Source organism: Pseudomonas sp. 10(2024), assembly GCF_045164175.1.
Classification (GTDB): Bacteria; Pseudomonadota; Gammaproteobacteria; order Pseudomonadales; family Pseudomonadaceae; genus Aquipseudomonas; species Aquipseudomonas alloputida.
Genome location: NZ_CP174006.1, coordinates 4,421,395 through 4,447,620, shown reverse-complemented (window position 1 = coordinate 4,447,620; position 26,226 = coordinate 4,421,395). Strand labels below are relative to the sequence as shown.

At 62.6% G+C, this 26,226-nt stretch carries 24 protein-coding genes; 13 read left to right on the top strand and 11 right to left on the bottom strand.

The window, feature by feature from the left end; genetic code table 11:
- Position 1: 1 nt before the first annotated feature.
- On the bottom strand, positions 2 to 814 hold the full coding sequence (gene minD, locus ACI7M0_RS20095; protein WP_003252574.1) for a septum site-determining protein MinD: 813 nt from the start codon (positions 812 to 814) through the stop codon (positions 2 to 4).
- Between the two features lie 109 nt (positions 815 to 923).
- Positions 924 to 1,685, bottom strand: coding sequence for a septum site-determining protein MinC (gene minC / locus ACI7M0_RS20090; RefSeq protein WP_020192896.1), 762 nt, complete (start codon positions 1,683 to 1,685; stop codon positions 924 to 926).
- Positions 1,686 to 1,796: 111 nt separating this feature from the next.
- Between minC and ACI7M0_RS20085 the strand changes: the two genes are divergently transcribed.
- Together ACI7M0_RS20085 and ACI7M0_RS20080 are read left to right on the top strand one after the other, a co-directional pair.
- Entirely contained in the window at positions 1,797 to 2,732 is a 936-nt protein-coding gene (locus ACI7M0_RS20085; RefSeq protein WP_104962383.1) for a lipid A biosynthesis lauroyl acyltransferase, read from the top strand.
- Between the two features lie 27 nt (positions 2,733 to 2,759).
- Positions 2,760 to 3,908: a patatin-like phospholipase family protein gene (locus ACI7M0_RS20080; protein WP_020193406.1), complete on the top strand. Its 1,149-nt coding sequence runs from the start codon at positions 2,760 to 2,762 to the stop codon at positions 3,906 to 3,908.
- Between the two features lie 87 nt (positions 3,909 to 3,995).
- On the opposite strand, the gene ACI7M0_RS20075 is transcribed toward ACI7M0_RS20080, so the two are convergent.
- Positions 3,996 to 4,742: a VacJ family lipoprotein gene (locus ACI7M0_RS20075; RefSeq protein WP_050545954.1), complete on the bottom strand. Its 747-nt coding sequence runs from the start codon at positions 4,740 to 4,742 to the stop codon at positions 3,996 to 3,998.
- A 73-nt stretch (positions 4,743 to 4,815) separates the two neighbouring features.
- A complete protein-coding gene (locus tag ACI7M0_RS20070; protein ID WP_020193404.1) occupies positions 4,816 to 6,114 on the bottom strand; it encodes a serine protein kinase PrkA in 1,299 nt (432 codons plus the stop codon).
- A gap of 190 nt (positions 6,115 to 6,304) precedes the next feature.
- On the opposite strand from ACI7M0_RS20070, the gene ACI7M0_RS20065 reads away from it, so the two are divergent.
- A complete protein-coding gene (locus ACI7M0_RS20065) occupies positions 6,305 to 6,670 on the top strand; it encodes a hypothetical protein (RefSeq protein ID WP_014592050.1) in 366 nt (121 codons plus the stop codon).
- 63 nt (positions 6,671 to 6,733) lie between these two features.
- Here the strand turns inward: ACI7M0_RS20065 and ACI7M0_RS20060 are convergent, their stop codons facing one another.
- The gene (locus ACI7M0_RS20060; protein ID WP_129932306.1) at positions 6,734 to 8,299 is read right to left on the bottom strand and encodes a beta (1-6) glucans synthase; all 1,566 of its coding nucleotides are present in this window, start codon (positions 8,297 to 8,299) and stop codon (positions 6,734 to 6,736) included.
- A 197-nt stretch (positions 8,300 to 8,496) separates the two neighbouring features.
- On the opposite strand from ACI7M0_RS20060, the gene ACI7M0_RS20055 reads away from it, so the two are divergent.
- The 8 genes from ACI7M0_RS20055 (at position 8,497) to ACI7M0_RS20020 (ending at position 17,281) form a co-directional block, all read left to right on the top strand.
- A complete protein-coding gene (locus tag ACI7M0_RS20055) occupies positions 8,497 to 9,357 on the top strand; it encodes a glycine betaine ABC transporter substrate-binding protein (protein ID WP_014592048.1) in 861 nt (286 codons plus the stop codon).
- Positions 9,358 to 9,562: 205 nt separating this feature from the next.
- The gene (locus tag ACI7M0_RS20050) at positions 9,563 to 9,874 is read left to right on the top strand and encodes a DUF485 domain-containing protein (RefSeq protein WP_010952786.1); all 312 of its coding nucleotides are present in this window, start codon (positions 9,563 to 9,565) and stop codon (positions 9,872 to 9,874) included.
- Complete coding sequence (locus ACI7M0_RS20045) at positions 9,871 to 11,535, top strand: cation acetate symporter (RefSeq protein WP_012053405.1); 1,665 nt, start codon at positions 9,871 to 9,873, stop codon at positions 11,533 to 11,535. Before ACI7M0_RS20050 ends, ACI7M0_RS20045 begins: the two co-directional genes overlap by 4 nt.
- A 154-nt stretch (positions 11,536 to 11,689) precedes the next feature.
- Positions 11,690 to 12,175: a hypothetical protein gene (locus tag ACI7M0_RS20040; RefSeq protein ID WP_129932305.1), complete on the top strand. Its 486-nt coding sequence runs from the start codon at positions 11,690 to 11,692 to the stop codon at positions 12,173 to 12,175.
- Positions 12,176 to 12,243: 68 nt separating this feature from the next.
- On the top strand, positions 12,244 to 12,735 hold the full coding sequence (locus ACI7M0_RS20035; RefSeq protein ID WP_129932304.1) for a CS1 type fimbrial major subunit: 492 nt from the start codon (positions 12,244 to 12,246) through the stop codon (positions 12,733 to 12,735).
- Positions 12,736 to 12,809: 74 nt separating this feature from the next.
- Positions 12,810 to 15,278: a CS1-pili formation C-terminal domain-containing protein gene (locus tag ACI7M0_RS20030; protein ID WP_129932303.1), complete on the top strand. Its 2,469-nt coding sequence runs from the start codon at positions 12,810 to 12,812 to the stop codon at positions 15,276 to 15,278.
- Between the two features lie 54 nt (positions 15,279 to 15,332).
- The gene (locus tag ACI7M0_RS20025; RefSeq protein ID WP_064491538.1) at positions 15,333 to 16,106 is read left to right on the top strand and encodes a hypothetical protein; all 774 of its coding nucleotides are present in this window, start codon (positions 15,333 to 15,335) and stop codon (positions 16,104 to 16,106) included.
- Positions 16,107 to 16,117: 11 nt separating this feature from the next.
- A complete protein-coding gene (locus ACI7M0_RS20020) occupies positions 16,118 to 17,281 on the top strand; it encodes a hypothetical protein (RefSeq protein ID WP_129932302.1) in 1,164 nt (387 codons plus the stop codon).
- 73 nt (positions 17,282 to 17,354) lie between these two features.
- Here ACI7M0_RS20020 and ACI7M0_RS20015 read toward each other — a convergent pair whose 3' ends face one another.
- On the bottom strand, positions 17,355 to 17,507 hold the full coding sequence (locus tag ACI7M0_RS20015; RefSeq protein WP_003252624.1) for a DUF3309 family protein: 153 nt from the start codon (positions 17,505 to 17,507) through the stop codon (positions 17,355 to 17,357).
- Between the two features lie 206 nt (positions 17,508 to 17,713).
- Between ACI7M0_RS20015 and ACI7M0_RS20010 the strand changes: the two genes are divergently transcribed.
- Both ACI7M0_RS20010 and csrA read left to right on the top strand, forming a co-directional pair.
- Entirely contained in the window at positions 17,714 to 18,523 is an 810-nt protein-coding gene (locus ACI7M0_RS20010; protein ID WP_020193054.1) for an SDR family oxidoreductase, read from the top strand.
- Positions 18,524 to 18,643: 120 nt separating this feature from the next.
- Positions 18,644 to 18,823: a carbon storage regulator CsrA gene (gene csrA, locus ACI7M0_RS20005; protein ID WP_004575804.1), complete on the top strand. Its 180-nt coding sequence runs from the start codon at positions 18,644 to 18,646 to the stop codon at positions 18,821 to 18,823.
- 14 nt (positions 18,824 to 18,837) lie between these two features.
- On the opposite strand, the gene ACI7M0_RS20000 is transcribed toward csrA, so the two are convergent.
- The 5 genes from ACI7M0_RS20000 to mnmC all read right to left on the bottom strand — a co-directional run bounded on the left by ACI7M0_RS20000 (position 18,838) and on the right by mnmC (position 26,171).
- Complete coding sequence (locus tag ACI7M0_RS20000; RefSeq protein WP_004575803.1) at positions 18,838 to 19,065, bottom strand: YheU family protein; 228 nt, start codon at positions 19,063 to 19,065, stop codon at positions 18,838 to 18,840.
- Positions 19,066 to 19,148: 83 nt separating this feature from the next.
- On the bottom strand, positions 19,149 to 20,333 hold the full coding sequence (locus ACI7M0_RS19995) for an osmoprotectant NAGGN system M42 family peptidase (protein WP_104962374.1): 1,185 nt from the start codon (positions 20,331 to 20,333) through the stop codon (positions 19,149 to 19,151).
- A gap of 206 nt (positions 20,334 to 20,539) precedes the next feature.
- Positions 20,540 to 22,285, bottom strand: coding sequence for an N-acetylglutaminylglutamine synthetase (ngg, locus tag ACI7M0_RS19990; RefSeq protein WP_129932301.1), 1,746 nt, complete (start codon positions 22,283 to 22,285; stop codon positions 20,540 to 20,542).
- A gap of 3 nt (positions 22,286 to 22,288) precedes the next feature.
- Positions 22,289 to 24,076 carry an N-acetylglutaminylglutamine amidotransferase gene (locus ACI7M0_RS19985; protein ID WP_129932300.1) on the bottom strand — a complete coding sequence of 596 codons (1,788 nt, stop codon included), beginning with the start codon at positions 24,074 to 24,076 and terminating at the stop codon, positions 22,289 to 22,291.
- A gap of 130 nt (positions 24,077 to 24,206) precedes the next feature.
- The gene (mnmC, locus tag ACI7M0_RS19980; protein ID WP_129932299.1) at positions 24,207 to 26,171 is read right to left on the bottom strand and encodes a bifunctional tRNA (5-methylaminomethyl-2-thiouridine)(34)-methyltransferase MnmD/FAD-dependent 5-carboxymethylaminomethyl-2-thiouridine(34) oxidoreductase MnmC; all 1,965 of its coding nucleotides are present in this window, start codon (positions 26,169 to 26,171) and stop codon (positions 24,207 to 24,209) included.
- Between the last annotated feature and the right edge of the window lie 55 nt (positions 26,172 to 26,226).

Genomic DNA, 26,226 nt, shown 5'->3' with positions numbered 1-26,226 from the left:
TTTATTTGCTCCCGAAAATGCGCTCGAAGAATCCCTTCTTCTGTACATCGATGAAGCGCATCGGCTTCTCTTTGCCCAGCAGGCGGTCGACCGCATCACTGTAGGCCTGGCCGGCATCGCTCTGGTCATCGAGAATGACCGGGATACCTTGGTTGGACGCCTTGAGGACGGCCTGCGATTCCGGGATCACACCCTTGAGCTTGATCGACAGGATTTCTTCCACGTCGGCCACGCTCAGCATCTCGCCTTTGACGACGCGCTCCGGGTGGTAGCGGGTGATCAGCAGATGCTCCTTGATCGGCTCTTCGCCGTTTTCGGAGCGGCGCGACTTGCTCGACAGAATGCCCAGCATGCGGTCGGAGTCACGTACCGACGAAACTTCCGGGTTGGTCACCACGATGGCTTCGTCAGCGAAGTACATGGCCAGGTGAGCACCTTTTTCGATACCGGCCGGCGAGTCGCAGATGACGTACTCGAAGTCCTTCTTCAGGTCCATCAGTACCTTTTCCACGCCTTCCTGAGTCAGCGCGTCCTTGTCACGGGTCTGGCTGGCGGCCAGCACGTACAGGTTCTCGAGGCGCTTGTCCTTGATCAGGGCCTGTTGCAGGTTGGCTTCGCCGTTGACCACGTTGACGAAGTCGTACACCACGCGGCGTTCGCAGCCCATGATCAGGTCGAGGTTACGCAGGCCCACGTCGAAGTCGACAATGACGGTCTTGTGGCCGCGCAGTGCGAGGCCGGTACCAATGGCGGCGCTGGTAGTGGTCTTGCCCACACCCCCCTTGCCGGAAGTAACCACGAGAATCTTGGCCAAGGTGTTTCACCCCTAAAAATAGTCGGGACACTTGTCCCTGCAAAAAACTGAAATAGCGAAATAAAGGCAACGGTAAAAAAGTTGCTCTAAAAATGCTGGCAAGTATCCGTTAAAGACGGGTGATGTTCAACACGTCACCAGACAGGCTGACTTGCACGCTGGTCCCCCACAGTGGATCCCGGCGCAGGTCTTCGCAGACTTTGTACTGGCCGGCGATCGAGACCATTTCGGCGGTCATCTGCTGGCAGAAGATACGCGCCTTGGTGTTGCCTTTGATGCCAGCCAGGGCGCGGCCGCGCATGGCGCCGTACACATGGATGTTGCCATCGGCCAGAAGTTCCGCACCTGGGCTGACCGAAGCCGTCACAACCAGATCACCTCCCTGAGCATAGATCTGTTGGCCACCGCGTACTGGCGAAGTAATGATGCGGGTCGGGCGCACCTCGGGTTCGGGGGGCGGTGGTGGCGCCGGGGCCGGTTCGGGCTTTTTGACCACCTCGGGCTCGGGCTCCAGCGGCCGTTCGCGGGCCCCTGACGGCGGCAGCACCGGCAGGTCGATGGCGATGGCGGCGGCGATGTCCTCGATGCGGTTGGCGCGGATGGCCAGGGTACGCAGGCCGTGGTGGCGGCAGATTCGCATCAAGCCGGGCAGGTCGACCGCCCCTTCGTCGGCCGGCAGCTTGTCCAGCGCCAGCACCAGCGGTGTATTGCTGAAGAAGTTCGGGGCCTGGGCGACTTTGGCCGCCAACTGGCGGTCGAGGGCTTCAAGGTCATTGCGTGCCAGTTCCAGTACCGTAATGGCGAGCATGCTGCCCTTGAGCTGGAACACGGAGGCGGTGTCGGATGTGTGGTTTGGGCTCATGGTCTGCATAGACGGCTTGTTGCGAAAAAAGTGCCCTGACTTATAACGAGAACACCGGTTGCCCGCAACATGCGCTGATCCGTTGTAGAATGCGCGGCCTTTGTCTTTCCGGATGCTTCAATGGAACGCCCGCGTTTTCGTCCCTATTTCCTTCACCCCAAGTTCTGGGGCCTGTGGCTGGGCCTGGGCCTGCTGTGGCTGGTGGTTCAGTTGCCGTACCGGGTGCTGCTGAAGATCGGTGCCGCGCTGGGCGCCGTCATGTATCGCTTTGCCGGTGAACGTCGGCGCATCGCCGCGCGCAACCTGGAGCTGTGCTTCCCGGAGCTGTCGGTCGACGAACGGCAGCGTTTGCTCAAGGCCAACTTCGCCTCCACCGGCATCGCCTTCTTCGAAATGGCCATGAGCTGGTGGTGGCCCAAGGCCAGGCTGGCGCGCCTGGCCCATATCGAGGGCCTTGAGCACCTGCAGGCCGCCCAGCAGGCGGGGCAGGGCGCGATCCTCATGGCGGTGCACTTCACTACCCTGGAAATCGGTGCCGCGCTGCTCGGCCAGCAGCACACCATCGACGGCATGTACCGCGAACACGGCAATGCACTGTTCGACTTCATCCAGCGCAGCGGCCGCGAGCGTCACAACCTCGATTCGCTGGCGGTGGAGCGCGAGGACGTACGTGGCATGCTCAAGCTGCTGCGTTCGGGCCGGGCGATCTGGTACGCACCGGACCAGGACTACGGCGCCAAGCAGAGCATCTTCGTACCGTTGTTTGGCATCCCCGCGGCGACGGTGACCGCTACCACCAAGTTCGCCCGGTTGGGGAAGGCGCAGGTGATTCCGTTCACCCAGAAGCGCCTGGAGGATGGCAGCGGCTATCGGCTGGTCATCCACCCGCCGCTGACGGATTTCCCCGGGGAAAGCGAAGAGGCCGATTGCCTGCGCATCAACCAATGGGTCGAGAGCGTGTTGCGCGAGTGCCCCGAGCAGTACCTGTGGGCGCACCGCCGGTTCAAGTCGCGGCCCGAGGGTGCGCCGCGGCTGTATGACAAGAAGAAGCGCTGAAAACACATCAACCCCAGGAAGGACGCCATGGCACCACCCCCGGTAACCGGTCTCATCCTGTCTGGCGGCGGCGCCCGCGCCGCCTACCAGGTCGGTGTGCTGGCGGGCATCGCCGAGTTGCTGCCCGCCGGCGCGGACAACCCTTTTCCGGTCATCGTCGGCACCTCCGCCGGGGCCATCAACGCCGTCACCCTGGCCAGTGGTGCCGTGCACTTCAACGACGCCGTGCAGCGGCTCACTGCCTTCTGGCAGAATTTCCGCAGCCATCTGGTCATCCGCAGCGACTGGCCCGGGGTCGTGCGCCAGGCCAGCCGTTTCGTTGGCCACAGCCTGCTGGGGCTGGGTGGCCAGGCCCCCGTGGCGTTGCTCGACAGCAGCCCGTTGCGCAGCCTGCTGCAAACGCACCTGAACCTGGATGGCATCGGCCATGCCTTGGCCGCCGAGCAACTGCGCGCCGTGGCGGTGACCGCCTTTGGCTACGAGTCTGGCCAGGCGGTGACCTTCTACCAGGGCCGCGGCACCATCGAGGCCTGGCTGCGCCACCGGCGTATCGGCGTACCCGCACCGTTGACCATCGACCACCTGCTGGCCAGTGCGGCGATCCCGCTGCTGTTCGCCCCGGTGCAACTGGGCGGCGAGTATTACGGCGACGGTGCAGTGCGCCAGTCGGCGCCGATCAGCCCGGCCTTGCACCTGGGCGCCAGCCGGGTGCTGGTGGTCGGGGTCAGCGGAAACCCGCAGCGGCCAGCGCCACCGGTGCCGCCCCAGCGCGTGTTCAGCGGGCAGCAGCCGAGCCTGGCGCAGATCGGCGGGCACATGCTCAACAGTACGTTCATTGACAGCCTGGAAGGCGATATCGAACTGCTGCAGCGCCTCAATCACTTGAGCGGGCTGTTGCCGGCGCACCTGGATGCCCGGCGCCTGGGGCTGGCGCCGATCGACGTGCTGGTGGTGGCGCCCAGCCAGCCGCTGGATGAGATTGCCGCTCGGCACCGCCGCGAGTTGCCGGCGGCGCTGCGCCTGTTCTTACGAGGGCCGGGGGCAACGCGCACCAGCGGGGCGGGGGTGTTGAGCTATTTGCTGTTCGAGGCCAGCTATTGCAGTGAACTGATCGAGCTGGGGCGGCGCGATGCCCTGGCCAAGAAGCGCGAGCTTTGCGAATTCCTGGGGATTTGATGTCGCCTGTGCGGGCCCTTTCGCGACAAGGGGTTGCGCCAATACCTGTGTAGGAGCGGGTTCACCCGCGAAAGGGCCGCAGCAGGCTTACTCGGCTATCTGCAACTTGCGCGCCTGGGTATACACATACCGCACCTTTTCATACTCGAACGGCGAATTCAGCTGGCCATAGCGGAATTTGGTCGTATAGCGCCTGTCCACCACGCGCAGTGCGAAGATTTCCGGATGATCGGTGCTGGCTTCGGCCACGTTCAGGTAGTTGACCGCCTGCTCTCCCGCATAGTCCACCACCAGCCCGGTGGTATCGCGCAGGTTCGATGGCCCTAGCACCGGCAGCATCAGGTACGGCCCATCCGGTACGCCATAGAAGCCCAGGGTCTGGCCAAAGTCCTCGCTCTGGCGCGGCAGGCCCATGCTGGTCGCCGGGTCCCACAGCCCACCCACGCCGATGATCGTGTTGAACATCAGTCGCGCGGTGATTTCTGCCGAGCGCTTGGCTTTGAGCTGCAACACGCTGTTGAACAGGTTCGGCACATCGCCAAGGTTGTTGAAGAAGTTGCTCACCCCCGTGCGCACGAAGCTTGGGGTGACATACTGATAGCCATTCACCAGCGGCAGCAGCACCCATTGGTCCAATCGGTAGTTGAAGTGGTAGATGCGCCGGTTGATCGACTCCAGCGGGTCGTACACGTTCAGCGCCTGCAGGGTTGAGCGCTCGAACTCGCGCTGGTCCAGCCCCGGGTTGAATTTCAGCTCACGCAGCGGGTCGAGGAAGCCATCGGCTTCGGGCACCAGTGGCGCGGTGCCGATCACCTGCGGGTCGGCCTCGACCACACTGGCTCGGGGTGCGGTTTCGGCGGCCAGGGTGTGGCCAGCGGCAAGCAGGGCAGTGGCGAAGAGGAGTTTGTTAACCACGGAAGAACTCCAGCATGGCGTCACTGTTGACGCGGTAGTTGAGGTTGCCGCAATGGCCGCCATGGGGGTAGAGGGTCAGCCGTTCGCCGAACACCTTGCGCAGGAAGCCAATGTCGCCCGGGCCGAGAATGACGTCGTCGGCGTTGTGCATCACGGCGATCTTGTCACTGCTGCGCAGATAGTCTTCCAGGGCATACAGACTGACCTGGTTGACCAACTGCAGGATGCTGTTGCCGTCGGTGCGGGCGCGCCACATCGGAATCACCTGTTCGGTCATGTAGCAGTCGAAGTCGCACTGCAGGGCGCGCTTGAAGAACGGCGTGAGGCTGCTGCCTTCAGTGATCGGGAACTTCGGCGGAATGATCAGGCCACGGCGGTTGATCAGGTCGGAAGTGAAGGCGATGTCGGCTGCCGAGAAACGGAACGAAGTGCCGATCAGCATGGCCATCTGTTCGTTGGACAGGTGCTGGCGCGACTGCTGGAAGTCGTACAGCAGGGCGTCGTTCAGGTCGATGTAGCCCTTGTCCTGGAAGTAACGGGTGAGTTTTTCCAGCATCAGCTCGTAGAACGTGGTGCTGCGGTCGATGCCCTTGACCTGGGTCTGCACCAGCTTGTCGAGGTTGTTGATCGAGGTGTAGAGGTTGACCGGTGGGTTGAGCAGCAGCACACGCTTGAAGTTGAAGCTGCGGCGGGTTTCGTCAAGGTGGCTGACGAAGGCGGCGTCCAGCGCACCCAGACTGTAACCGGTGAGGTAGAAATCACTGACCGGCAGGCGTGGATGCTGGGCGCGCACGGCCTGCATCACCCGGTACATGTCTTCGGCGTCTTCCTGGCTGATGCCGGGGGTAGCAAAGCGCGAGGCCGCACTCATGAAGTCATAGCTGGTGGGCGATGACAGTTGCACCACGTGGAAGCCGGCCTGGTAGAACAGCTTCTTCAGGTATTCATTGATGCTGCTGCTGTAGGGCGCGCCGGTGCCGGCGATGATGAAGATCAGCGGCGCTTCGCGATCCTGGCGGGCCAGGCGGTACTTGAGCTTCTTCACTGCCCAGAAGTTGTCGGGCAACGTGAACTCGCGTTCCGGGCGCAAGTTCAGGCTGTAGTCGGACTGAGTGATTTCATCGTCGCTGGGCAGGTCAGGGCGCTTGTCCGGCGGCGTGGTGGCGATGGTGGCCTCGAACGGGTTGGTAAGAGGGTAGCCATAGCTGGCAGCGTCGATATCCCGCGCTGAAGCGGCCACAGCCATGAGCAAGCTGCCGAGCAGGGCAGCGAGGCGCAAAGATCGAAGCATGTAATCCCCCAAAAGAACGCAAGGTCGAGCAGTGTGCAGGCTAGGACCACAGCCAGGTGGGCAAAGTTGCCCGCTGCGGTGGCATTTGGCGTACTTGCTATCTGCAACATAGCTGCCGGGGTGTGATTTTGCCTTAGAAACGGCCATAAGCGATCATGGATGCTTTCGATTACCGCTATTGGAGAACAGGATGTCTCGTTCGCTGCCGACGGCGCTGTTGCTGCTGTTCCTGGGGGGTTGGCTCGCGGCCAGTTATGGCGTGCGTTACGGCCTGATGGAGGACGGCCAGTGGGTAGGGCTGTGCGCAGTGCCGACCGCCTATTGGCAGTGCGAGGTGCGTTCGCTGCTGGGGTTGGGCATTCACCATCAAGTCATGGCCTGGGGCGGATTGGGCCTTGCGCTACTGGCCCAGTTCGTTTCCGCGCGTGCCGGCTGGTGGCTGGCAGTGTTGGCACTGGTGTTCGCGGTGCCGGCGCTGGTGCTGTACACCGCCAGCATTGCGGTGTTTGCGCTGGTGCTGGCGGGGTTGCGCCTGGTCAGGCAACCCCCATTGTAAGCAGCTGCGCGTACCTGTGGGAGCTCCTACAAGGTCCGCGCCGGGCTCGAGGACTATGCAGTATCAAGCCTGTCGCATCCGCAAGCTTCGCCACAACGCCGCTGTCATCAGCACACTCACCACCGCCCAGCCCCAGGCCTGCTGGTTCTCCAGCCCTTCGACGAACAACTGCGGCGCCACCCCGGCGCCGACGATGAACGCCAGCAACGCCACCTCCGCCCGCCGGGCGCGCACTGGCCACAGCACATACACCAGCGCCGGCAACGCCAGCGCTGCGCTGGGGAAGCTGCGGTAGCGCGGGTCGAACACCATTGCCAGCATGCTCACCGCCGCAGCGAAGCCCGCCGCCAGCAACAGCCAGCCGGCTCGCACCTGCAGCCAGGCGAACAAGCGTTCACGCCAGCCGGCCCGCCGCGTCAGCGCCAACAACGCGTGGGCCAGTACCAGCAGGTTCAGCCCGGCCAGCATCAGTGCCCACAGCCATTCCCCGGCAAAGCGCGCATGGGTGCGCATCAACTCGCCCCACAGGCCCAGGCAAGCGGCGCCAAACGCTGCCAGCAGTGGCAGCAGCACGGCGGCCATCGGTGTAGCGGGGCGCCCGGCCAGCACCAGCATGATCACCATCAGCACGGTGCTGGCCAGCAACCACTGCGGCCAGTCATGCAGGTTGCTCACGGGCCCTTCGAGCACACCCTTGTCCTGCCGGTCCGCGTCGTACAGCCCCCAGTAGCCACCCACTGCGCCCTCATTGGCGCGTTTCCAGGGCTGATCGAAGGCTTCAATCAGGTTGTAGTGCCAGCCATTGCGCTCGGCCATGGCCACGAAGCCACGGATGAAGCGCGCCTCATTGACCCGGCTGGGCACCGCCGTTTCGCGTTGGCGGCCTTCGCTGGGCCAGCCGGTTTCGCCAATCAGTATGTCCTTGGGCGCGAAGCGTGTGCCGAACACCCGGCGCACATCGGCAACGTGGGCCAAGGCATCGTCGATGCCACGCGGGTCGTCCTCCCAGTAGGGCAGCAGATGGATGGTCAGGAAGTCCACTGCCGGGGCCACCTGCGGGTGCTGCAGCCAGAATTCCCACACATCGGCGTAGGTCACTGGCACCTTGACCTCGCGCTTCACCCGCGCGATCAATTTGGCAAGGTGGGCACCGGTCACCTCCTTGCGCAACAGTGTCTCATTGCCGACGATCACCGCGCTGACCACGTCAGGGTTGGCGTTGGCAGCAGCGATCAGCAGGTTGATTTCCTTCTCGGTGTCGGCCGGGTGGGCGTTCACCCAGGCGCCCAGCATCACCTTCAGCCCATGCTTGCGTGCCAGCGCCGGGATTGCCTCAAGACCGCTCATGGAATAGGTACGGATGCACTGAAACCGCTCGGCCAGTAACGCCAGGTCGGCGTCCATCCGCGCTGGGCGCAGGCGAAACGGCTGGTCGTAAGGCGACTGGTCTTTGTCAAACGGCGTGTACGAAGCGCATTGCAGCTTGTGTGCAGGGCTGGCCGCATCGGGCAGGTGCACAGGCTTGCCCAGCCCGTACCAGAGCCCCCCCAGCCCGACCAGGGCCAGCAGGCAGGCAAGCAGGTACAACGGCAATAACAGGCGGCTACAACTGGGCATGTGGCGGTCCATCGTCTGGCACAAAAGGTTAGATAGTAGCCCGGCGCCAAACCTTTGGCATGCAAGGATCGCGCAGGCCGAGGCAGGCCGATGGCGCTAATGGCATAGTGCTGTCGCATATGGGGCGGGTGCAGGTCGCAGCTGGATCAGGTCGACTTGTGTTGCAGGAAGATGATGCAATCTCCAAGACCTGACGAGGGGATGCTTTGATGGCAACTTTGAAGAAAATGCGACGTTTCCTGGGTGTGGGCACCGCCCTGGTAATGGCCATGAGCACTGCACAGGCTATGGCCAAAGAAGTAAGCATTGGTTACGTGGATGGTTGGGCCGACAGCGTTGCGACCACCAACGTGGCCGCCGAAGTAATCAAGCAAAAACTCGGCTATGACGTGAAGTTGCAGGCCGTGGCCACGGGGATCATGTGGCAGGGTGTGGCAACTGGCAAGCTCGATGCCATGTTGTCGGCCTGGTTGCCGGTGACCCACGGTGAGTACTGGGCCAAGAACAAGGACAACGTGGTCGACTACGGCCCGAACTTCAAGGACGCCAAGATCGGCCTGATCGTCCCCGAGTACGTCAAGGCAGTGAGCATTGCCGACCTCAAGACCGATAACAGCTTCAAGGACAGGATTGTTGGCATCGACGCAGGCTCCGGTGTGATGCTCAAGACCGACCAGGCGATCAAGGACTATGGCCTGACCAGTTACAAGTTGCAGGCCAGCTCGGGTGCGGCGATGACTGCGGAACTGGGCCGTGCCTATGCCAAGCAGCAGTCGATTGCGGTGACCGGCTGGGTTCCGCACTGGATGTTCGCCAAGTGGAAGCTGAAGTTCCTCGAAGACCCGAAAGGCGTATATGGCGCGGCAGAAACCGTGAACAGCATCGGCAGCAAGGAACTGGCCACCAAGGCACCGGAAGTGGCGGAGTTCCTGAAGAAGTTCAACTGGCAGTCCAAGGACGAGATTGGCGAGGTGATGCTGGCGATCCAGGAAGGGGCCAAGCCTGAAGCGGCCGCCAAGGACTGGGTCGCCAAGCACCCTGATCGTGTGAAGGAGTGGACTGGCAAGTAATAACCTTCCAGGGCCAATAGGGTTTCTTCGCGGGTAAACCCGCTCCTGCTAGGAGCGGGTTTACCCGCGAACGGGTCATTACTTTGTTACGCAATCGGTAAAACACCGTTGCATCTAAGACTAAGGTCGTCTGGTTGGCGTCCATCGGCAGCATAAAGTAAGGGTGTGGGTTCCATCCCGTATCTGTGCTGCTAGGACAAAAACAATGAACGACAGCATTTACCTCTCGATACAAAACAGCCCCCGTTTCAAGGAGCTGGTCACCAAACGCGAACGGTTCGCCTGGATTCTCTCGGCGATCATGCTCGGCCTGTACTGCGCCTTCATCCTCTTGATCGCCTACGGTCCTCATGTGCTGGGCGCCAAGCTCAGTCCTGAGTCATCGATTACCTGGGGCATTCCCCTGGGCGTCGGCCTGATCGTTTCGGCATTCGTCCTGACCGCCATCTACGTACGCCGCGCCAACGGCGAATTCGATGAGCTGAACAAGGAAATCCTGAAGGAGGCGCAACAATGATTCGCCAAACCAAAGCCCTGGCCGTACTGGCCTGCGGAGCCTTCGCACCCGCCGTGTGGGCCGCCGATGCCCTGACCGGCGAGGTGCAGAAACAACCGCTGAACGTTTCCGCCATCGCCATGTTCGTGGCCTTCGTCGCCTTCACCCTCGGCATCACCTACTGGGCCTCCAAACGCAACAAGTCGGCATCGGATTACTACGCTGCCGGGGGCAAGATCACCGGCTTCCAGAACGGCCTGGCGATTGCTGGCGACTACATGTCGGCCGCCTCGTTCCTGGGTATTTCCGCGCTGGTGTTCACCTCGGGTTACGACGGCCTGATCTACTCGATCGGCTTCCTGGTTGGCTGGCCGATCATTCTTTTCCTGATTGCCGAACGCTTGCGCAACCTGGGCAAGTACACCTTCGCCGACGTGGCCTCGTACCGCCTCGGGCAAAAGGAAATCCGCACCCTGTCGGCCTCCGGTTCGCTGGTCGTGGTGGCGTTCTACCTGATCGCGCAGATGGTCGGCGCCGGCAAGCTGATCGAGCTGCTGTTCGGCCTGGACTACCATGTGGCGGTGATCCTGGTGGGTATCCTGATGTGCCTGTACGTGCTGTTCGGCGGCATGCTGGCCACCACCTGGGTACAGATCATCAAGGCTGTGCTGCTGCTGTCCGGTGCCAGTTTCATGGCGCTGATGGTCATGAAGCACGTAGGCTTTGACTTCAACACGCTGTTCTCCGAAGCGATCAAGGTACACGCCAAGGGCGAGGCGATCATGAGCCCCGGTGGCCTGGTCAAGGACCCGATCTCGGCATTCTCCCTGGGCCTGGCACTGATGTTCGGTACTGCCGGCCTGCCGCACATCCTGATGCGCTTCTTCACCGTCAGTGACGCCAAGGAAGCGCGCAAGAGCGTGCTGTACGCCACCGGCTTCATCGGCTACTTCTACATCCTCACCTTCATCATTGGCTTTGGCGCGATCCTGCTGGTCAGCACCAACCCGGAATTCAAGGACGCCGCAGGCGCTCTGCTGGGCGGCAACAACATGGCCGCGGTGCACCTGGCCAATGCGGTGGGTGGCAGTGTGTTCCTCGGCTTCATCTCGGCGGTAGCCTTTGCCACCATCCTGGCAGTGGTGGCTGGCCTGACCCTGGCTGGTGCCTCGGCAGTGTCCCACGACCTGTACGCCAGCGTCTGGCGCAAGGGCAAAGCCAACGACAAGGACGAGATCCGCGTATCGAAGATCACCACTGTCGCTTTGGGTGTGCTGGCGATCGGCCTGGGGATTCTGTTCGAGAAGCAGAACATCGCCTTCATGGTCGGCCTGGCGTTCTCCATTGCGGCCAGCTGCAACTTCCCGGTACTGCTGCTTTCGATGTACTGGAAGAAGCTGACCACCCGCGGTGCCATGATCGGCGGCTGGCTGGGCCTGGTGAGTGCGGTGACGCTGATGATCCTTGGCCCGACCATCTGGGTACAGATTCTCGGCCACGAGAAGGCAATCTACCCGTACGAGTACCCGGCGCTGTTCTCGATGGCCATTGCCTTCGTCAGCATCTGGTTCTTCTCGGTCACCGACAAGTCCAAGGCGGCTGAGGATGAGCGCGCGCTGTTCTTCCCGCAGTTCGTGCGTTCGCAGACTGGCCTGGGTGCCAGCGGGGCGGTCTCGCACTAACGTCAATCCCCTGCATTGAAAAACGCCCCGCCTGTCGGGGCGTTTTTTATTTTATGCAGTCAGAAACAGCCTACATACATAGTGAGGCTCTGCCCATAAAGTTCCCTCATGTCGTAAGTGCTCTATAGATGCCGGCACATTTGGGGAATATTCAATGAAGTTACGCTGTTTAATCACCTTCGCTCTGCTTGGCGTGGCGGGCGCTGCTGGGGCAAAGGAAATACCGCAGGACATCAGTGTCCAGGCTGTCGTGTCGGTACCTGAATTTCAGGTGAACTCGGTTGGCAATTGGTGGGAAGACGTGCTTCACGCTGAATATGACCCGGACAGGGGTGTCTTCAAGCAAATTGAAAAAGAAGTGTTTGTAAAAAGTTCCTACGGCCCGATTTACGCGAAAACAGACCGTTCGGAGTATCGGTTCACACGGGTAAATGGCGGAGAAGCGCCCCGTCGGTACCACATCATGTTGAATCGCATAAGAATGGGCACGGCGCCGGTTGAAATCGTCAGTGCTGCTGAAGCCGCTCAGGGGAAAACCATTCAGTTCAGGTTCTATCCGATGGGGGAATCGGCATCGACTCGCGTGCCCGGCACCTATGTCACGCAAGCCACCTTGATGTTTGAAACAGGGGCGCCCTGATTCGCAATTTCATTCGGGGGCCCCAGGGTTCCCGCTATTTGATGTGCAACCGTTAAAGGAAGTTTGATGTGAAATCCTATGTATTGGCTGTCCCGTTCCTTGCATTGTTTGCCGGTGCCGCTGTCGCGTCCGACCCTACGCCGATCACCCAGAATATTTCAGTGACGGCGATCATTCCCGGGAATGATTTTTCAGTGGCCCCTGTAGGGGACTGGCTGGAGAAAGGCGTGACGCTTGAATATGAGCCGGGCCGCGAAGACTTCAAGGAGGTCAGTGAAAAGTTCTCGGCACAGAGTGATGTCGGCGCTATTCAGGCCCACCTGCTGCACACAGCATCGCTGCAAGACCCACAAACCGACGAGAAGATTGATCTTGTCATCACTGTTGGGGATAAAAAGATGGATTTGATGCCCGCGGAGGTCATGAGCGCGGAAGATGCTAAAGCTGGCAATGATCTTCCCATTACGTTTAAGGCCATAAAGCCCGACAATGGTTATCTGAAGGGTGATTATACCGGGACAGTGAGCGTGTTGTTTGAAACTTCCTCCACCAGCCTTTGATTGAAGCAGTGCCGCCTGCCTCAACTTACTGGATGTTTACCAGTGTAGGGGCAGGTGTTGAAGTGGATTGAATCATGTTCCAGTTTGCTGCACCCGGCCGCGCACTCGCTGTCTGGCTGCTGGGTGCTGCCTGCCTTATGCCCCTCGAAGTATTGGCCGAGCGCGCGTCCAGTGCCATTGACCTGAATACATTCGGGCGTCTGCCAGAAGACTTCGAGGCGCACTTTTTCGATGTGCCGCTTGCCGTGCGAGTGGAGCTTGATCAACGCTACCTCGGTGATGCCATGGTGGTATTGAGCCGTGATAACCGTGTGCAGTTGCTGGCGTTTACCGACACTGAGCAGAGCACAGAGCCGGCCACACTCAGGCAGTTATGGCAACAGCGCCTGGAGGGCGGGCGCATGCTGGGCGACTGCCTGCAAAACTGCCCGGACGGGTTGCAGGCTATCCATTACAGCCTGGCCAATTCCCAGTTGTCATTGCTGACGTCCAATGCCGAGAAGCGGGAGCAGGACGCGCTCTTCCACCGCCTCCCGGAGCAGAGTGACGCTGGGTTGCTGCTGCGTAACCAGCTCAACCTGGTCAATGATGGCAATCAGACCACGGGCAGAATCGGCCTGCTCGGTCAGGGCAACCTGCATAACTGGACGACGCTTGCCGATGCACGCGTGGATCGTAGCCCATCTGAGCAAGGCGATATGCGTTACCGCATGAACCAGCTTTACGCGGAGCGCCTGCAGGAAGAGCATTTCTTTCGGCTGGGTTACTTCTCCACTGGCGCACAAGGCCTGGTGCGCCAGCCATCGCTACTCGGGCGCCGCCCTGATAGCACGCTTGGCTTGATGCTGGGCAGCAGTGACAGCCTGCTGGTCGACAATGGCCAAGCCAGCGCCATCCCTGTCTACGTCACGCCGAACCGCCCGGGTATCGTCGAAATCTATCGCAATGGTTCGCTGATCAACAGTCAGCCGGTACAGCCGGGTTTGCAGGCGATCGACACGCGGGTATTGCCCGGCGGCATCTATGATGTGGAGCTGCGTTTGCTCGAAGACGGCCTGGAGACCTCGCGCAGCGAAGTGTCCATCTACAAGCCCAGCCGGTGGCAGAACATGGATAACCGCTGGCGCTACAACCTGTATCTGGGCCAGCAGGTCGAGCTGCTGAGCAACTCGGATGGCAATCGTGAACAGAGCCCGGTGTTCGGTGCCCTTTCCAACTACCTGATGCATCCTGCCGCGGTGCTGGGGTTGTCAGTGCAACAGGTCGATGCTGACCTGCAGTTGGGGACCTCGCTGGACTGGGACGTGCATGAACGGTTCAAGCTTTACGCCAGCCTCAATCAGACCCAGGGCCTGGGCAACGGCGGCGATCTGCAGTTGACCTACACCCACCCTTGGGGCTCGTTGTTGCTGAGCCACAACCAGACCTGGCTGGAGTCTGGTAGTAGCGGTCGCGACGATACTTCCCAGCGCCAGGTGCGCAGCCGCACCGCCTTTTCGATCAACCAGCGGGTAACCGCGCGCAGTTCAGCGACGCTGCGCCTGGAACACAGTGCGGGCTCGGCAAGCGGCCTGGGGGCCGACCTGAGCTGGGCGTTCTTCGGAAAACTGCGGGGGCATCAGAGCAGTGTTCGCCTGTCACTTTTCGACAGGCCTGGAACGCGCAGCAGCGCCGGTGTCCGCAGCCGCGGCGTCAACGTTGCTGTAAGCATGAAGCTTGAGCGCGATGGCAGGCAGCTTGGGGTCGATGTGGGTAGCCGCGCCTCGCGTGAGGGGGGCAATGACCCCTACGCTTCGCTGTGGTATCGGCAGAACGTCGACCTGGGCCCCGTGCACAGCCTGGGGGGCAGCGCGACGCTCGACGGCTATGGCACCAGCCTGGCGGCCAATGGGCGGTTCCACAGCCAGGCGCTGCAGGGCGATGCCTATGCCCAGAGTTCCTCTTTCAACAATAACCTCAGCGGTGGCCTCAACCTGGAAAGCACCCTGGCGCTGGGCGCCGGGAAGCTGGCCATGGGTGGCAGCAACCTGCCGCTCGAAGCCGGCTTGATCATCGATGTCGAAAGCGATCTGCACGGTGTAAAGCTGCGCGCCAACGATGGCCAGGGCATGAGTGCAGTGCTGCACCCCGGGCGCAATATCGTGCCGGTGACGACGTTCAAGTCTGGCCATGTGCGCTTCGACTTCGACACGAAGGACGTGCCGCCAGCACAGATCCAACCCCTCGCTGTGGACTATCACCTCAACCGCGGTGGGGTGGGGTACCACACAGTGAAGGTCATGCGAACGGTCACCGTGTTTGGCCGGCTGCTCGACGGGCAAGGCCAGCCACTGCACGGCGCGCATGTGGTCAATGACGCCGGGCGCACGGTTGTCGAGGTGGATGGCTATTTCAACGTCGAAATGAGTGAGTCACGGCCCACCTTGGAAATTCGCCATGACGCGGCAGGTAGCTGCCTTCTGACATTACCGCCGGACAACTTTGATCGCGAGGATGACCTGCTGATCGTGGGTGATCAGCGGTGTGTGCCCAGTGTGGGCTGAGCCGGCTTTCGGCATGACGCTGTAGAGGGCCCGATTCCCGGGTCGATGGATTGGATGTTGAGTAAACAGAGGTTGAAGATGCACAGGTTCACATTTCACTTGTCACCCTTGTTGTTCGTTGCGCTGATGCTGCCGTGGTTTGCCCAGGCCGGGCCACAGCTGGATGTCGGCGCGCTCTATGACTACCTCGAGCCAGGCAAGGGCACCTATGCCAAACGCATCTACAACCGGGGGGACAGTACAGCGTTCGTCAAGGTCAGCGTGCTGGAGCTGGTCTACGACGGCCAGGCCGAACCCCGTGAGGTGGAAGTCGATGAGCTGCCCTTCGACCAGCGCAGCGTTGTTGCGAGCCCTGCGCGGATGATCATCCCGGCACGCGGCATGCAGGCCGTGCGGTTGCTGTATCGCGGTGAACGAAACCAGGAGCGTTACTACCGGCTGCGCTTCGTCCCGGTGGTGCCGGAACAGGATGACAGCTTCGCACTGGATGAAACGGAGCTTGACGCTTACCGCAAGGAACTCAGTGCCGGTGTGCAGTTTCTGGCCGGCTACGGCACCATTTTGATTACCAAGCCTGCTGCCACGCGGTATCAGACCTCGATCGAGCGAGCCGGTGGGAAATGGACCGTGCGCAACGAGGGCAATGCCACGGTGCTGCTCGACAACGTCCAGGTCTGTGTGCTGAACGAGGACGAGTGTGAGCCTCCGGCCAAGCACCATCTTCGTCCTGGACGTACGCGCGAGTTCGTCGAGAAGCCCGGTGTCGAATACCGCTTCGAACAGGTGGAAGGCGATGCGCGCAAAGCCATGAACTTCAAGGCAGAGTGAGAGGTAGGGGCATGTTTCGCAAGTGTGCAATGCTGGTACTGCTGTCTGGCGTGTTCGGCTCATCGTGGGCGCAGGCGGCCGACATTACGCTCAAGCTGCGTTACCGCGGCGAGACCCGGCAATTTGAAAACCTGACACCCCGGTCATCCCCTGTCTGTACTCAGTTGCCGCAGCTTTGTGGCGATCCGCTGCAGGATCTGTTGGATGTGGGGGTCGAATACTCGAAAACAGTCGATGGCGAAGGCACCGATGGCTTCTACCTCTCGGCCCCTGTCCAGCCAACTGCGCTACTGATGGTCCGTGACAAGACCGGCGAGCAAGTCAGCATGGACTTTGCCATTACCCACCTGGGCGGTGCGGTAACTTCGGACGATGGGGCACCGACGCTTGCGGCGCGCACGGGCCTGGACTCGAGCGGTTGCCAGGTTGCGTTGGCGAGCGCGGCGCATCGCCTGTTTCTGTGGTCGCCAGCCAGCAACGGGTGCTGGGCCAACCTCAACGCGGAGAATGCGAGCACTTACCATGTGAGTCACCTTACGCTGGGCTACAGGCTGAAGACGCCTTTGCCGGCGAGCTTGAAGTCGGGCGTGTACCGAGGGCGCGTGGTCTATTCGATAGGCCCCGACAGGGATATTGGCCTGGGTTCGAGCCGAACGGTCGCCGGGCTCACGGCCGATTCAGTGGCGATCAACGTCGAACTGGAGGTGGTGCATGACCTTGAGGTGCGTTTTGAGCCGGGTTCCGAGCAGGTGGAACTGGTGCCGCAGCAGGCGCACGGGCCTGGGAGCCGAGGACGGGGTGTGGCAGAGAAACTGGAAAAAGACGTGGGCTTCAGCCTGACTGCCAGTGGGCCATTCAACGTCTGGGCGCTGTGCAGCACCGGGTTGGATAGCACGTGCAATCTACGGTCGGCCAAGGGCCATGGCATACCGCTGTACCTGGCCATGACCTTGCCAGGGGTTTCCTACAATGGCCGTTCGCTCTATCGGCAGGCAATGACCTTTGGCGGAGCTGAGAGCGCCATGAGCCTGGAAGTCCCGCCGGAGGGTGTGACCGGCAGCCAAGGGCAGTTGCATTTTCATGTATACCCTCGCGGCCACACCCAGAAACAGGACATGTTGCCTGGTATCGAGTATCAGGCCGTCGTGACAATGGTGTTCGATGCGAACCTGTAGAATGGCAACCGGGTGGTGTGACCCGCTTGCCATTCACCTCAAGTGACTGTTTGAAGTGGCTATCCGCAGCGCGTCATATCATCCCAAGCAACAGTAATACCAACAGAATCACCAACACCACGCCGATTATGCCGGAAGGGCCATAGCCCCAGCTGCGCGAGTGGGGGAAGACCGGTAAGCCACCGATCAGCAGCAGAATCAGGATGATGATAAGGATCGTGGTCATGTCAAAGTCCTTGCGTGATTAGGGGGCAAGAGCCTGAGATTGCTGGCCTCTCGATAATTCGGACCGGTGCGGGTTGGTAAAGATTCCATCCCCGTGCAGCCGTCTACCCAATCATGCCCGCCCATTCACTGCCCTGATGAATCCTCCCGGATGGCGACGCCTTGATTAGACTCACCGGACTACCTGTCAGAACAAGGCCTGCGACCATGCAAAAACGCATCATGATCACCGGCGCCGGGTCTGGCCTCGGCCGCGAGATCGCCCTGCGCTGGGCCCGTGAGGGCTGGCGCCTGGCATTGGCCGATGTCAACGAAGCCGGCCTGCGCGAAACGCTGGAGCAGGTTCGCCAGGCCGGTGGCGACGGCTTCGTCCAGCGCTGCGATGTGCGCGACTATAGCCAGCTGACGGCCCTGGCCCAGGCCTGCGAAGCGAAGTTCGGTGGGGTCGATGTGATCGTCAACAACGCCGGCGTCGCTTCGGGCGGGTTCTTCGCCGAACTGACGCTAGAGGACTGGGACTGGCAGATCGCGGTCAATCTGATGGGCGTGGTCAAGGGCTGCAAGGCCTTCCTGCCGCTGCTGGAGCGCAGCAAGGGGCGCATTATCAATGTCGCCTCGATGGCGGCACTGATGCAGGGCCCGGGCATGAGCAACTACAACGTGGCCAAGGCCGGTGTGCTGGCCTTGTCGGAAAGCCTGCTGGTGGAGTTGCGTCAGGTGGAGGTGGCGGTGCACGTGGTGTGCCCGTCGTTCTTCCAGACCAACCTGCTGGACTCGTTCCGCGGGCCGAACCCGGCGATGAAGGCGCAGGTGGGCAAGCTGCTCGAAGGTTCGCCGATCAGTGCGGCGGACATTGCCGACTATATCCATCAGCAGGTCGCTGCAGGCGAGTTCCTCATCCTGCCCCATGAGGCAGGGCGCCAGGCCTGGCAACTGAAACGCCAGGCCCCTGAGCGGCTGTATGACGAGATGGCCGAAATGGCGGTGAAAATGCGGGCAAAAGCCCCGTCGCGATGATTGGTCTGTAGGAGAAGTTACTCAAAAGTGTAAGAGGCTTCTGAATCGTAGTGGAGCTATTGAGTAGCTGAATACCTACGGGGCAGGCTCCGGTTTTCCCTTTCGCAGGAGGATCGGAACATGCTGGTAATAGGGCGCGAAGTAGGGGAGGTCATCGTGATTGGCGATGACATCCGGATCATGGTGGTAGAGACCCGGGACGGCGTGGTGCGCTTTGGTGTGGCTGCTCCGCGTGAGGTGCCGGTGCATCGAGCCGAAGTTTACAAGCGCATCAAGGCGTCCAAGCAGAGCAAGGCCTGAAGAGGCCTGGCCTGCTATTCGAGCAGCTCGCGGGGCACATCATGCTTGGCCAGCAACTGGCATTGCTGGCTTTCCAGGTCGAACAGGATGAAAGCCTGGCCTTTGGCCAATGCCTGGCGTACCCGCAGCACGCGGGTTTCCAGCGGGGTGTCGTCGCCGTTGTCAGTGCCGTCGCGGGTGACGAAGTCCTCGATCAGGCGGGTCAGGGTTTCGGCTTGCAATTGGTCGTAGGGGATCAGCATGGTCGGGCGGTGTCTGAAATAGGTATGGGCATGCTACGCGAAACATTCGAGGTGTTGGGGCCGCTTTGCAGCCCCAAGGGCGTTTAGCCTTTGTTTCCGACCAGGCTGTCCACGGCCGGTACCCGCGTGTCGCTCTCCATCTGCGCATCATGCTCCAGCTGGTGGCTGAAGCGCTCGAGCGATGCATTGGCCGGCTGCGAGTCGCTGGCAAACACGGGCGGGCTCAGCAGGTAGGCTGACAACAACCGGCTCAGCGCTGCCAGGCTGTCGATATGGGTGCGCTCGTAACCATGGGTGGCATCGCAACCAAAGGCCACCAGCGCGGTACGAATATCGTGCCCGGCAGTCACCGCCGAATGGGCGTCGCTGAAGTAATAGCGGAACAGGTCGCGCCGCACCGGCAAGTCATGGTCGCCGGCCAGTTTCAGCAGGTGCCGGGACAGGTGGTAGTCGTAAGGCCCCGACGAGTCCTGCATGGCCACACTGACCGCATGCTCGCTGGAAGCCTGCCCAGGCGCCACCGGGGCGATGTCGATGCCGACGAACTCGCTGACGTCCCAAGGCAGGGCGCCGGCTGCACCCGAGCCGGTCTCCTCGGTGATGGTGAACAGCGGGTGGCAGTCGATCAGCGGCTGGCGACCGCTTTCCACCACAGCCTTCAGTGCCGCCAGCAATGCCGCTACGCCAGCCTTGTCGTCCAGGTGACGGGCGCTGATGTGGCCGCTTTCGGTGAACTCGGGCAAGGGGTCGAAGGCCACGAAATCACCAATGCTTACGCCCAGTGCCTCACAGTCGGCGCGGGTGGCGCAGTAGGCATCCAGGCGCACTTCCACGTGGTCCCAGCTGATCGGCATCTGGTCGATCGCCGTGTTGAAGGCATGCCCGCTGGCCATCAGCGGCAGCACGCTGCCACGGAATACCCCGGTATCGGTGAACACGCTAACCCGGCTGCCCTCGGCAAAACGGCTGGACCAGCAGCCGACGGGCGCCAGGGCCAGGCGGCCATTGTCCTGCAACTGACGCACGCTGGCGCCGATGGTATCCAGGTGGGCAGAAACGGCGCGGTCGGGGGTGGCCTGCCGGCCTTTGAGGGTGGCGCGAATGGTGCCGCGGCGGGTCAGCTCGAAGGGGATGCCCAGTTCGTCAAGGCGCTCGGCCACGTAGCGCACGATGGTGTCGGTGAAGCCAGTGGGGCTGGGGATGGCGAGCATTTCCAGCAGCACGCGTTTGAGGTAGTCGAGATCGGGTTCGGGGTGTTGCTCGGACATGGTTGGGGACTCCTTTACTCCTGTGCCGGCCTCTTCGCGGGTAAACCCGCTCCTACAGGTACAGCGCCGTCTTCGCGGGTAAACCCGCTCCTACAGGTACAGCGCTGCCTTCGCGGGTAAACCCGCTCCTACAGGTACTGCGCCACCTTCAAGGGCGGTGATATCCCTGTGGGAGCGGGCTTGCCCGCGAAGAGGCCGGCACGGGTTTACGCCAAAGGCCGGCTATGGGGAAACAGCAGGTCTATAAAACGCTCGGCCGTGGGCTGCGGTTCATGGTTGGCCAGGCCAGCACGTTCGTTGGCCTCGATGATCACGTACTCCGGCTGCCCGGCATCACGCACCATGAAGTCCAGCCCCACCACCGGAATTTCCAGTGCCCGTGCCGCGCGCACGGCAGCATCGGCCAGCACCGGGTGCAAGCTTTCGGTGACGTCCTCCAGGGTGCCGCCGGTGTGCAGGTTGGCCGTGCGCCGCACGGCCAGGCGCTGGCCGGCCGGCAACACGTCGTCATAACCAACGCCCGCTGCACGCAAGGTGCGCTCGGTTTCGTCGTCCAGCGGAATGCGGCTTTCGCCACCGGTGGCGGCCTGGCGGCGACGGCTCTGGGCTTCGATCAACTGGCGCACGCTGTGCTTACCGTCGCCCAGCACCTGCGCCGGGTGGCGGATGGCGGCGGCCACCACCTCGTAGCCGATCACCACGATGCGCAGGTCGAACCCGGCATGAAAGCTTTCCAGCAGCACGCGGCTGTCGAACTGGCGGGCATGTGCCACGGCGCGGGTGATGTCGTCGATGCAGGTCAGGTTCACCGCCACGCCCTGGCCTTGCTCGCCATCGACCGGCTTGACCACCACCGCGCCATGCTCTTCCAGAAACGCCAGGTTGTCATCGGCATTGCCTGCCAGCTGTTGCGCGGGCACCTGCAGCCCGGCGTTGTGCAGGGCATGCTGGGTCAGGCGTTTGTCCTGGCACAGGGTCATGGTCACGGCACTGGTCAGGTCGCTGAGCGATTCCCGGCAGCGAATGCGCCGCCCGCCAAGGCTCAGGGTGAACAGGCCGCCAGCGGCGTCGTCCACCTGCACTTCGATGCCCCGGCGCAGGGCCTCGTCGACGATGATGCGTGCGTAGGGGTTGAGGTCGGCTTGCGGGCCAGGCCCGAGGAACAGCTGCTCGTTGATACCGTTCTTGCGCTTGACTGCGAAGGTGGGCAGGTTGCGAAAACCCAGTTTCTGGTACAGGCGCTTGGCCTGGCGGTTGTCGTGCAGCACCGACAGGTCCAGGTAGGCCAGGCCACGGCTCATGAAATGTTCGATCAGGTGGCGCACCAGCACTTCACCCACGCCGGGGCGGGTGCAGTGTGGGTCCACCGCCAGGCACCACAGGCTGCTGCCATGCTCGGGGTCATCGAACGCCTTGGTGTGGTTCAGGCCCATGACGCTGCCGATAACCGCGCCGCTGTCTTCGTCCTCTGCCAACCAGTACACCGGGCCACCCAAGTGGCGAGGGGTAAGCAGCTCGGCGTCGACGGGGAGCATCCCGCGCGCCTGGTACAGCGTGTTGATCGCCTGCCAGTCGGCGGAGTTCTGCGCCCGCCGCACGCGGAAGCCGCGAAATACCCGCTGCGCCGGGCGGTAATCGGTGAACCACAGGCGCAGGGTGTCGGACGGGTCGAGGAACAGCTGCTGAGGGGCCTGTGCCAACACCTGCTGCGGGGCGGCAACGTACAGGGCGATGTCGCGTTCGCCCGGGTGCTCGTCGAGCAAGTCCTCGGCCAGGGAAACCGGGTCGGGGTAGGTGTGGCCTATCAGCAGCCGGCCCCAGCCGCAGTGCACGGCACGCGGTTGGTCGTGAGGCTGGCTGCCGTCGCCGGCCAGGCGCGCTTGCAGACGCTCGTAGGACGGCGTCTGGCCGCGCAGCAGGCGCTGACCATAAGCGATTTCATGGGCTTTCATCGGTCAGATTCCTTGTTCGCTCAGCCACAGGTTAAGCGCCGCCAGTTGCCACAGCTTGGAACCGCGCAATGGCGTCAGCTGGCCGTGCGGGTTGCTCAGCAGGCGGTCGAGCATGGTCGGGTTGAACAACCCTCGGTCCTGGCTGGAGTCGGTCAACAGTTCGCGTACCCAGCCCAGGGTGGCACCTTCCAGATGCTTCAGGCCCGGTACCGGGAAGTAACCCTTCTTGCGGTCGATCACCTCATGCGGGATCACCCGTCGCGCCGCCTGCTTGAGCACCTGCTTGCCGCCGTCGGGCAGCTTGAAGCGGGCGGGAATGCGTGCCGACAGTTCCACCAGGCGGTAATCGAGGAACGGCGTACGCGCCTCCAGGCCCCAGGCCATGGTCATGTTGTCCACCCGCTTGACCGGGTCGTCGACCAGCATCACGGTGCTGTCCAGGCGCAGCGCCTTGTCCACGGCAGCCGGTGCGCCGGGGCGCGCGAAGTGTTCGCGCACGAAGTCGCCGGCAGCGTCGGTTTCCAGCAGCCAGGGCGCCTGCACGGTGTCGCGGTATTCGGCGTGGCTGCGGTCGAAGAACGCCTCACGGTAGGCCGCATAGGCATCGTCGGCGCCGTCCACCTGCGGGTACCAGTGGTAACCGGCGAACAGCTCATCGGCACCCTGGCCGCTCTGTACGCCCTTGCAGTGCTTGGCCACTTCCCGCGACAGCAGGTAGAAGGCGATGCAATCGTGGCTGACCATCGGTTCGCTCATGGCGCGGAACGCGGCCGGCAGTTGGTCGATGATTTCGTGCTCGGCAATGCGCAACTGGTGGTGACGAGTGCCGTAGTGTTTGGCGATCAGGTCCGAATACTGGAACTCGTCGCCGCGCTCGCCGCCGGCATCTTCAAAGCCGATGGAGAAGGTCGACAGGTCGTCAACGCCCACTTCGCGCAGCAAGCCGACCAGCAGGCTGGAGTCGACGCCGCCGGACAGCAACACACCCACATCGACGGCTGCCCGTTGGCGGATTGCCACGGCGTCGCGGGTGGCGTCGAGTACGCGGGTGGTCCAGCCTTCCAGATCAAGTTCACGCTCGTCCGGGTTGGGGCCGTACTTCAGCTGCCACCAGGTCTGGCGTTCCACTTCGCCATGGCGGTCGATGCGCATCCAGGTGCCGGGCTCCAGCTTCTGCACATTGGCCAGCAGGGTGCGTGGTGCCGGTACCACGGCGTGGAAGTTCAGGTAGTGGTTGAGGGCCACCGGGTCGAGCATCGGGTCGATGTCGCCGCCCTTGAGCAGTGCCGGCAGGGTCGAGGCAAAGCGCAGGCGCTCGCCGTTGCGCGACAGGTACAGGGGTTTGACGCCCAGGCGGTCGCGGGCCAGGAACAGGCGCTGGTTGTCGCGCTCCCAGATGGCCAGGGCAAACATGCCGTTGAGCTTGGGCAGCAGCGCCGCGCCCCAGGCGTGGTAGCCCTTGAGCAGCACCTCGGTGTCGCCGTCGGACCAGAAGCTGTAGCCCAGCGCCTGCAGTTCCTCGCGCAGTTCGGGGAAGTTGTAGATGGCACCGTTGAAGGCCAGCGACAGGCCCAGCGTATTGTCGACCATCGGCTGCGCCGAGCCGTCGGACAGGTCCATGATCTTCAGGCGCCGATGGCCCAGGGCGATCGGGCCCTGGCTATGGAAGCCCCAGGCATCCGGGCCTCGCGGGGCCAGGTGATGGGTAATGCGCTCTACCGCAGCCAGGTCGGCTGGGCGAGGGGCTTGGTCGATGGGGGTGAAACGTAACTCTCCTGCTAATCCGCACATAAGTCCTTACCGGTTTTTCCGTTGGGGAGGTGATGCCCCGGATTAGGGCACCTTAAGGAACTGACCTATGTGCTTTTCGAGAGTTTTAGAATGTTTGGTTATATGTGGCCGGGCAGGCAACCCGATGCAATCATTTCCCCCGGATCAACCGGCGCAATCCAAACCGGTTCGGATGGCAAGCCTCCGCCACCGCCCGCGGCAATGGCAGCGGTTCCCCACATACCCAGGCCGCCACCAGCTCGCCACTCAACGGCGCCGTGATCAACCCGCGTGAGCCATGCCCGCTGTTCACATATAACCCGCCCAGCCAAGGGCAGGGCACATCCGGTACTTGCCGCGCATCCCGGCCCAGTACTGCATAGGCTTCGGCAAACGCCTGTGCGTCGGCGATGGGGCCGACGATCGGCAGGTAATCCGGGCTGGTGCAACGGAACGCAGCACGTCCCTGCAATTGCTCGGGGGCCAGTTCAGCCACAGCCAGCCGTTGCGCCAGATCGACGGAAATTTCGTCCAGCAGCGCCAGGTTGCCCTGGTGCTCGGCCACTGTTGGCGCAAGGTCTTCGCTATGGAAGTCAAAACTGGCGCCCAGTGTATGTTCACCCTCGCGCGGCGGTGCCACATAGCCTTCCGCGCACACCACGGTGCGCAGTGCCTGGCTGCTGGCGGTGGCCGGCAAGCGGGTGATCTGCCCGCGGATGCGCTTGAGTGGTAACTGCGCGCAAGGTTCGAAGCGCAGCACATCCGCCGCGCCGGCCAGGACCACCACTGGAGCGCGGGCTAACAGCTGGTCGCCAGCCCAGGCTTGCCACTGTTCATCCACTTTGCGCAGTTCGAGCACTTCCTGGTGCGTCACCAAATGAATGCCAGGGTGCTGTAACTGCTGCTGGCACAGCGCTGGCGGGTGCACCCAGCCACCTTCGGGGTAGAACAACCCGCCGCCAGGCAACGCCACGCCGGCGATGGCTTCGGCCTCGGCGCGCGCCAGGCAGTGCAACAAGCCGGGGTCGAAGGCGGCAGCCAGCTTGCCCTGGCGTTCGGCCTCCTTGCTGTCGAAAGCCAGTTGCAGCACCCCGCAGGCATCCCAGTCACGGCCACGCTGCAAGCGCTGCAGCTGGCGCCGGGCGTAGCCGAACCCGGACAGGATCATCTGCGACAGCGCGGTGCCATGGGCAGACAGCTTGAGGTACAGCACCCCTTGCGGGTTGCCCGAAGCCTCCTGGGCGGGGGCTTCGTGGCGCTCCAGCACGGTAACCTGCCAGCCACGCCGGGCCAGGCTGGCGGCGCTGCTGCTTCCGGCAAGTCCGGCACCGATCACCAGCGCCTCGCGCGGCCCCTGTGTCACCGCAGGGCGCGCGTACCAAGGCGCGCATGGGCCGGGCAGGGGGCCGACGTAGGCGCCGCTCATCACCTCCCACTTCTTGCCGATGCCTGGCACCTTCTTCATGGCGAAGCCGGCTTCGACCAGGCTGCGACGTACCCAGCCGGTGGTGGTGAAGGTACCCAGCACCGTGCCCGGATGCGATAGCCGCGCCAGTTGCGCAAAAAGCTCCGGGGTCCACATGTCGGGGTTCTTGGCGGGGGCGAAGCCGTCGAGGAACCACACATCGATTTGCGCATCGAGTTGCGGCAACTGTTCCAGCACATCGCCTATCAACAGGGTCAGGGTGACCCTGCCACCGGCGAAGGTGAACTGCTGAAAGCCCGGGTGCACCGCCACGTATTGCTCCAGCAGCGGCTCGGTATAGGCGGCCAGTTCAGGCCACAGGCGCACTGCGCGGGCCATGTCGGCCTGGTCGAGGGGGTACTTCTCGACGCTGACGAAGTGCAGGCGCGCGTCGCTGTGTGCGTGCTGGTCGAACAGCTGCCAGGCGCAGAAAAAATTCATGCCGGTGCCAAAACCAGTTTCGCCGATCACCGTGCAGGCAAATGGCGCCAGGTTGGCAAAACGTTCGGCCAGGCGGGTCTGGCCGAGGAACACGTGCTTGGTTTCTTCGATGCCTTCGTTGACTGCGAAATAGACGTCGTCATAGTGCCGCGAATGGGGGCGGCCCTGGTCGTCCCAGTCGATCTGGGCGTGCTGGAGGAGGGTGGGCATGGTGGGCTCGGTTGCAGCGGATGGCGGGATTTTATGCCATCCGGCTGAGCTGTGG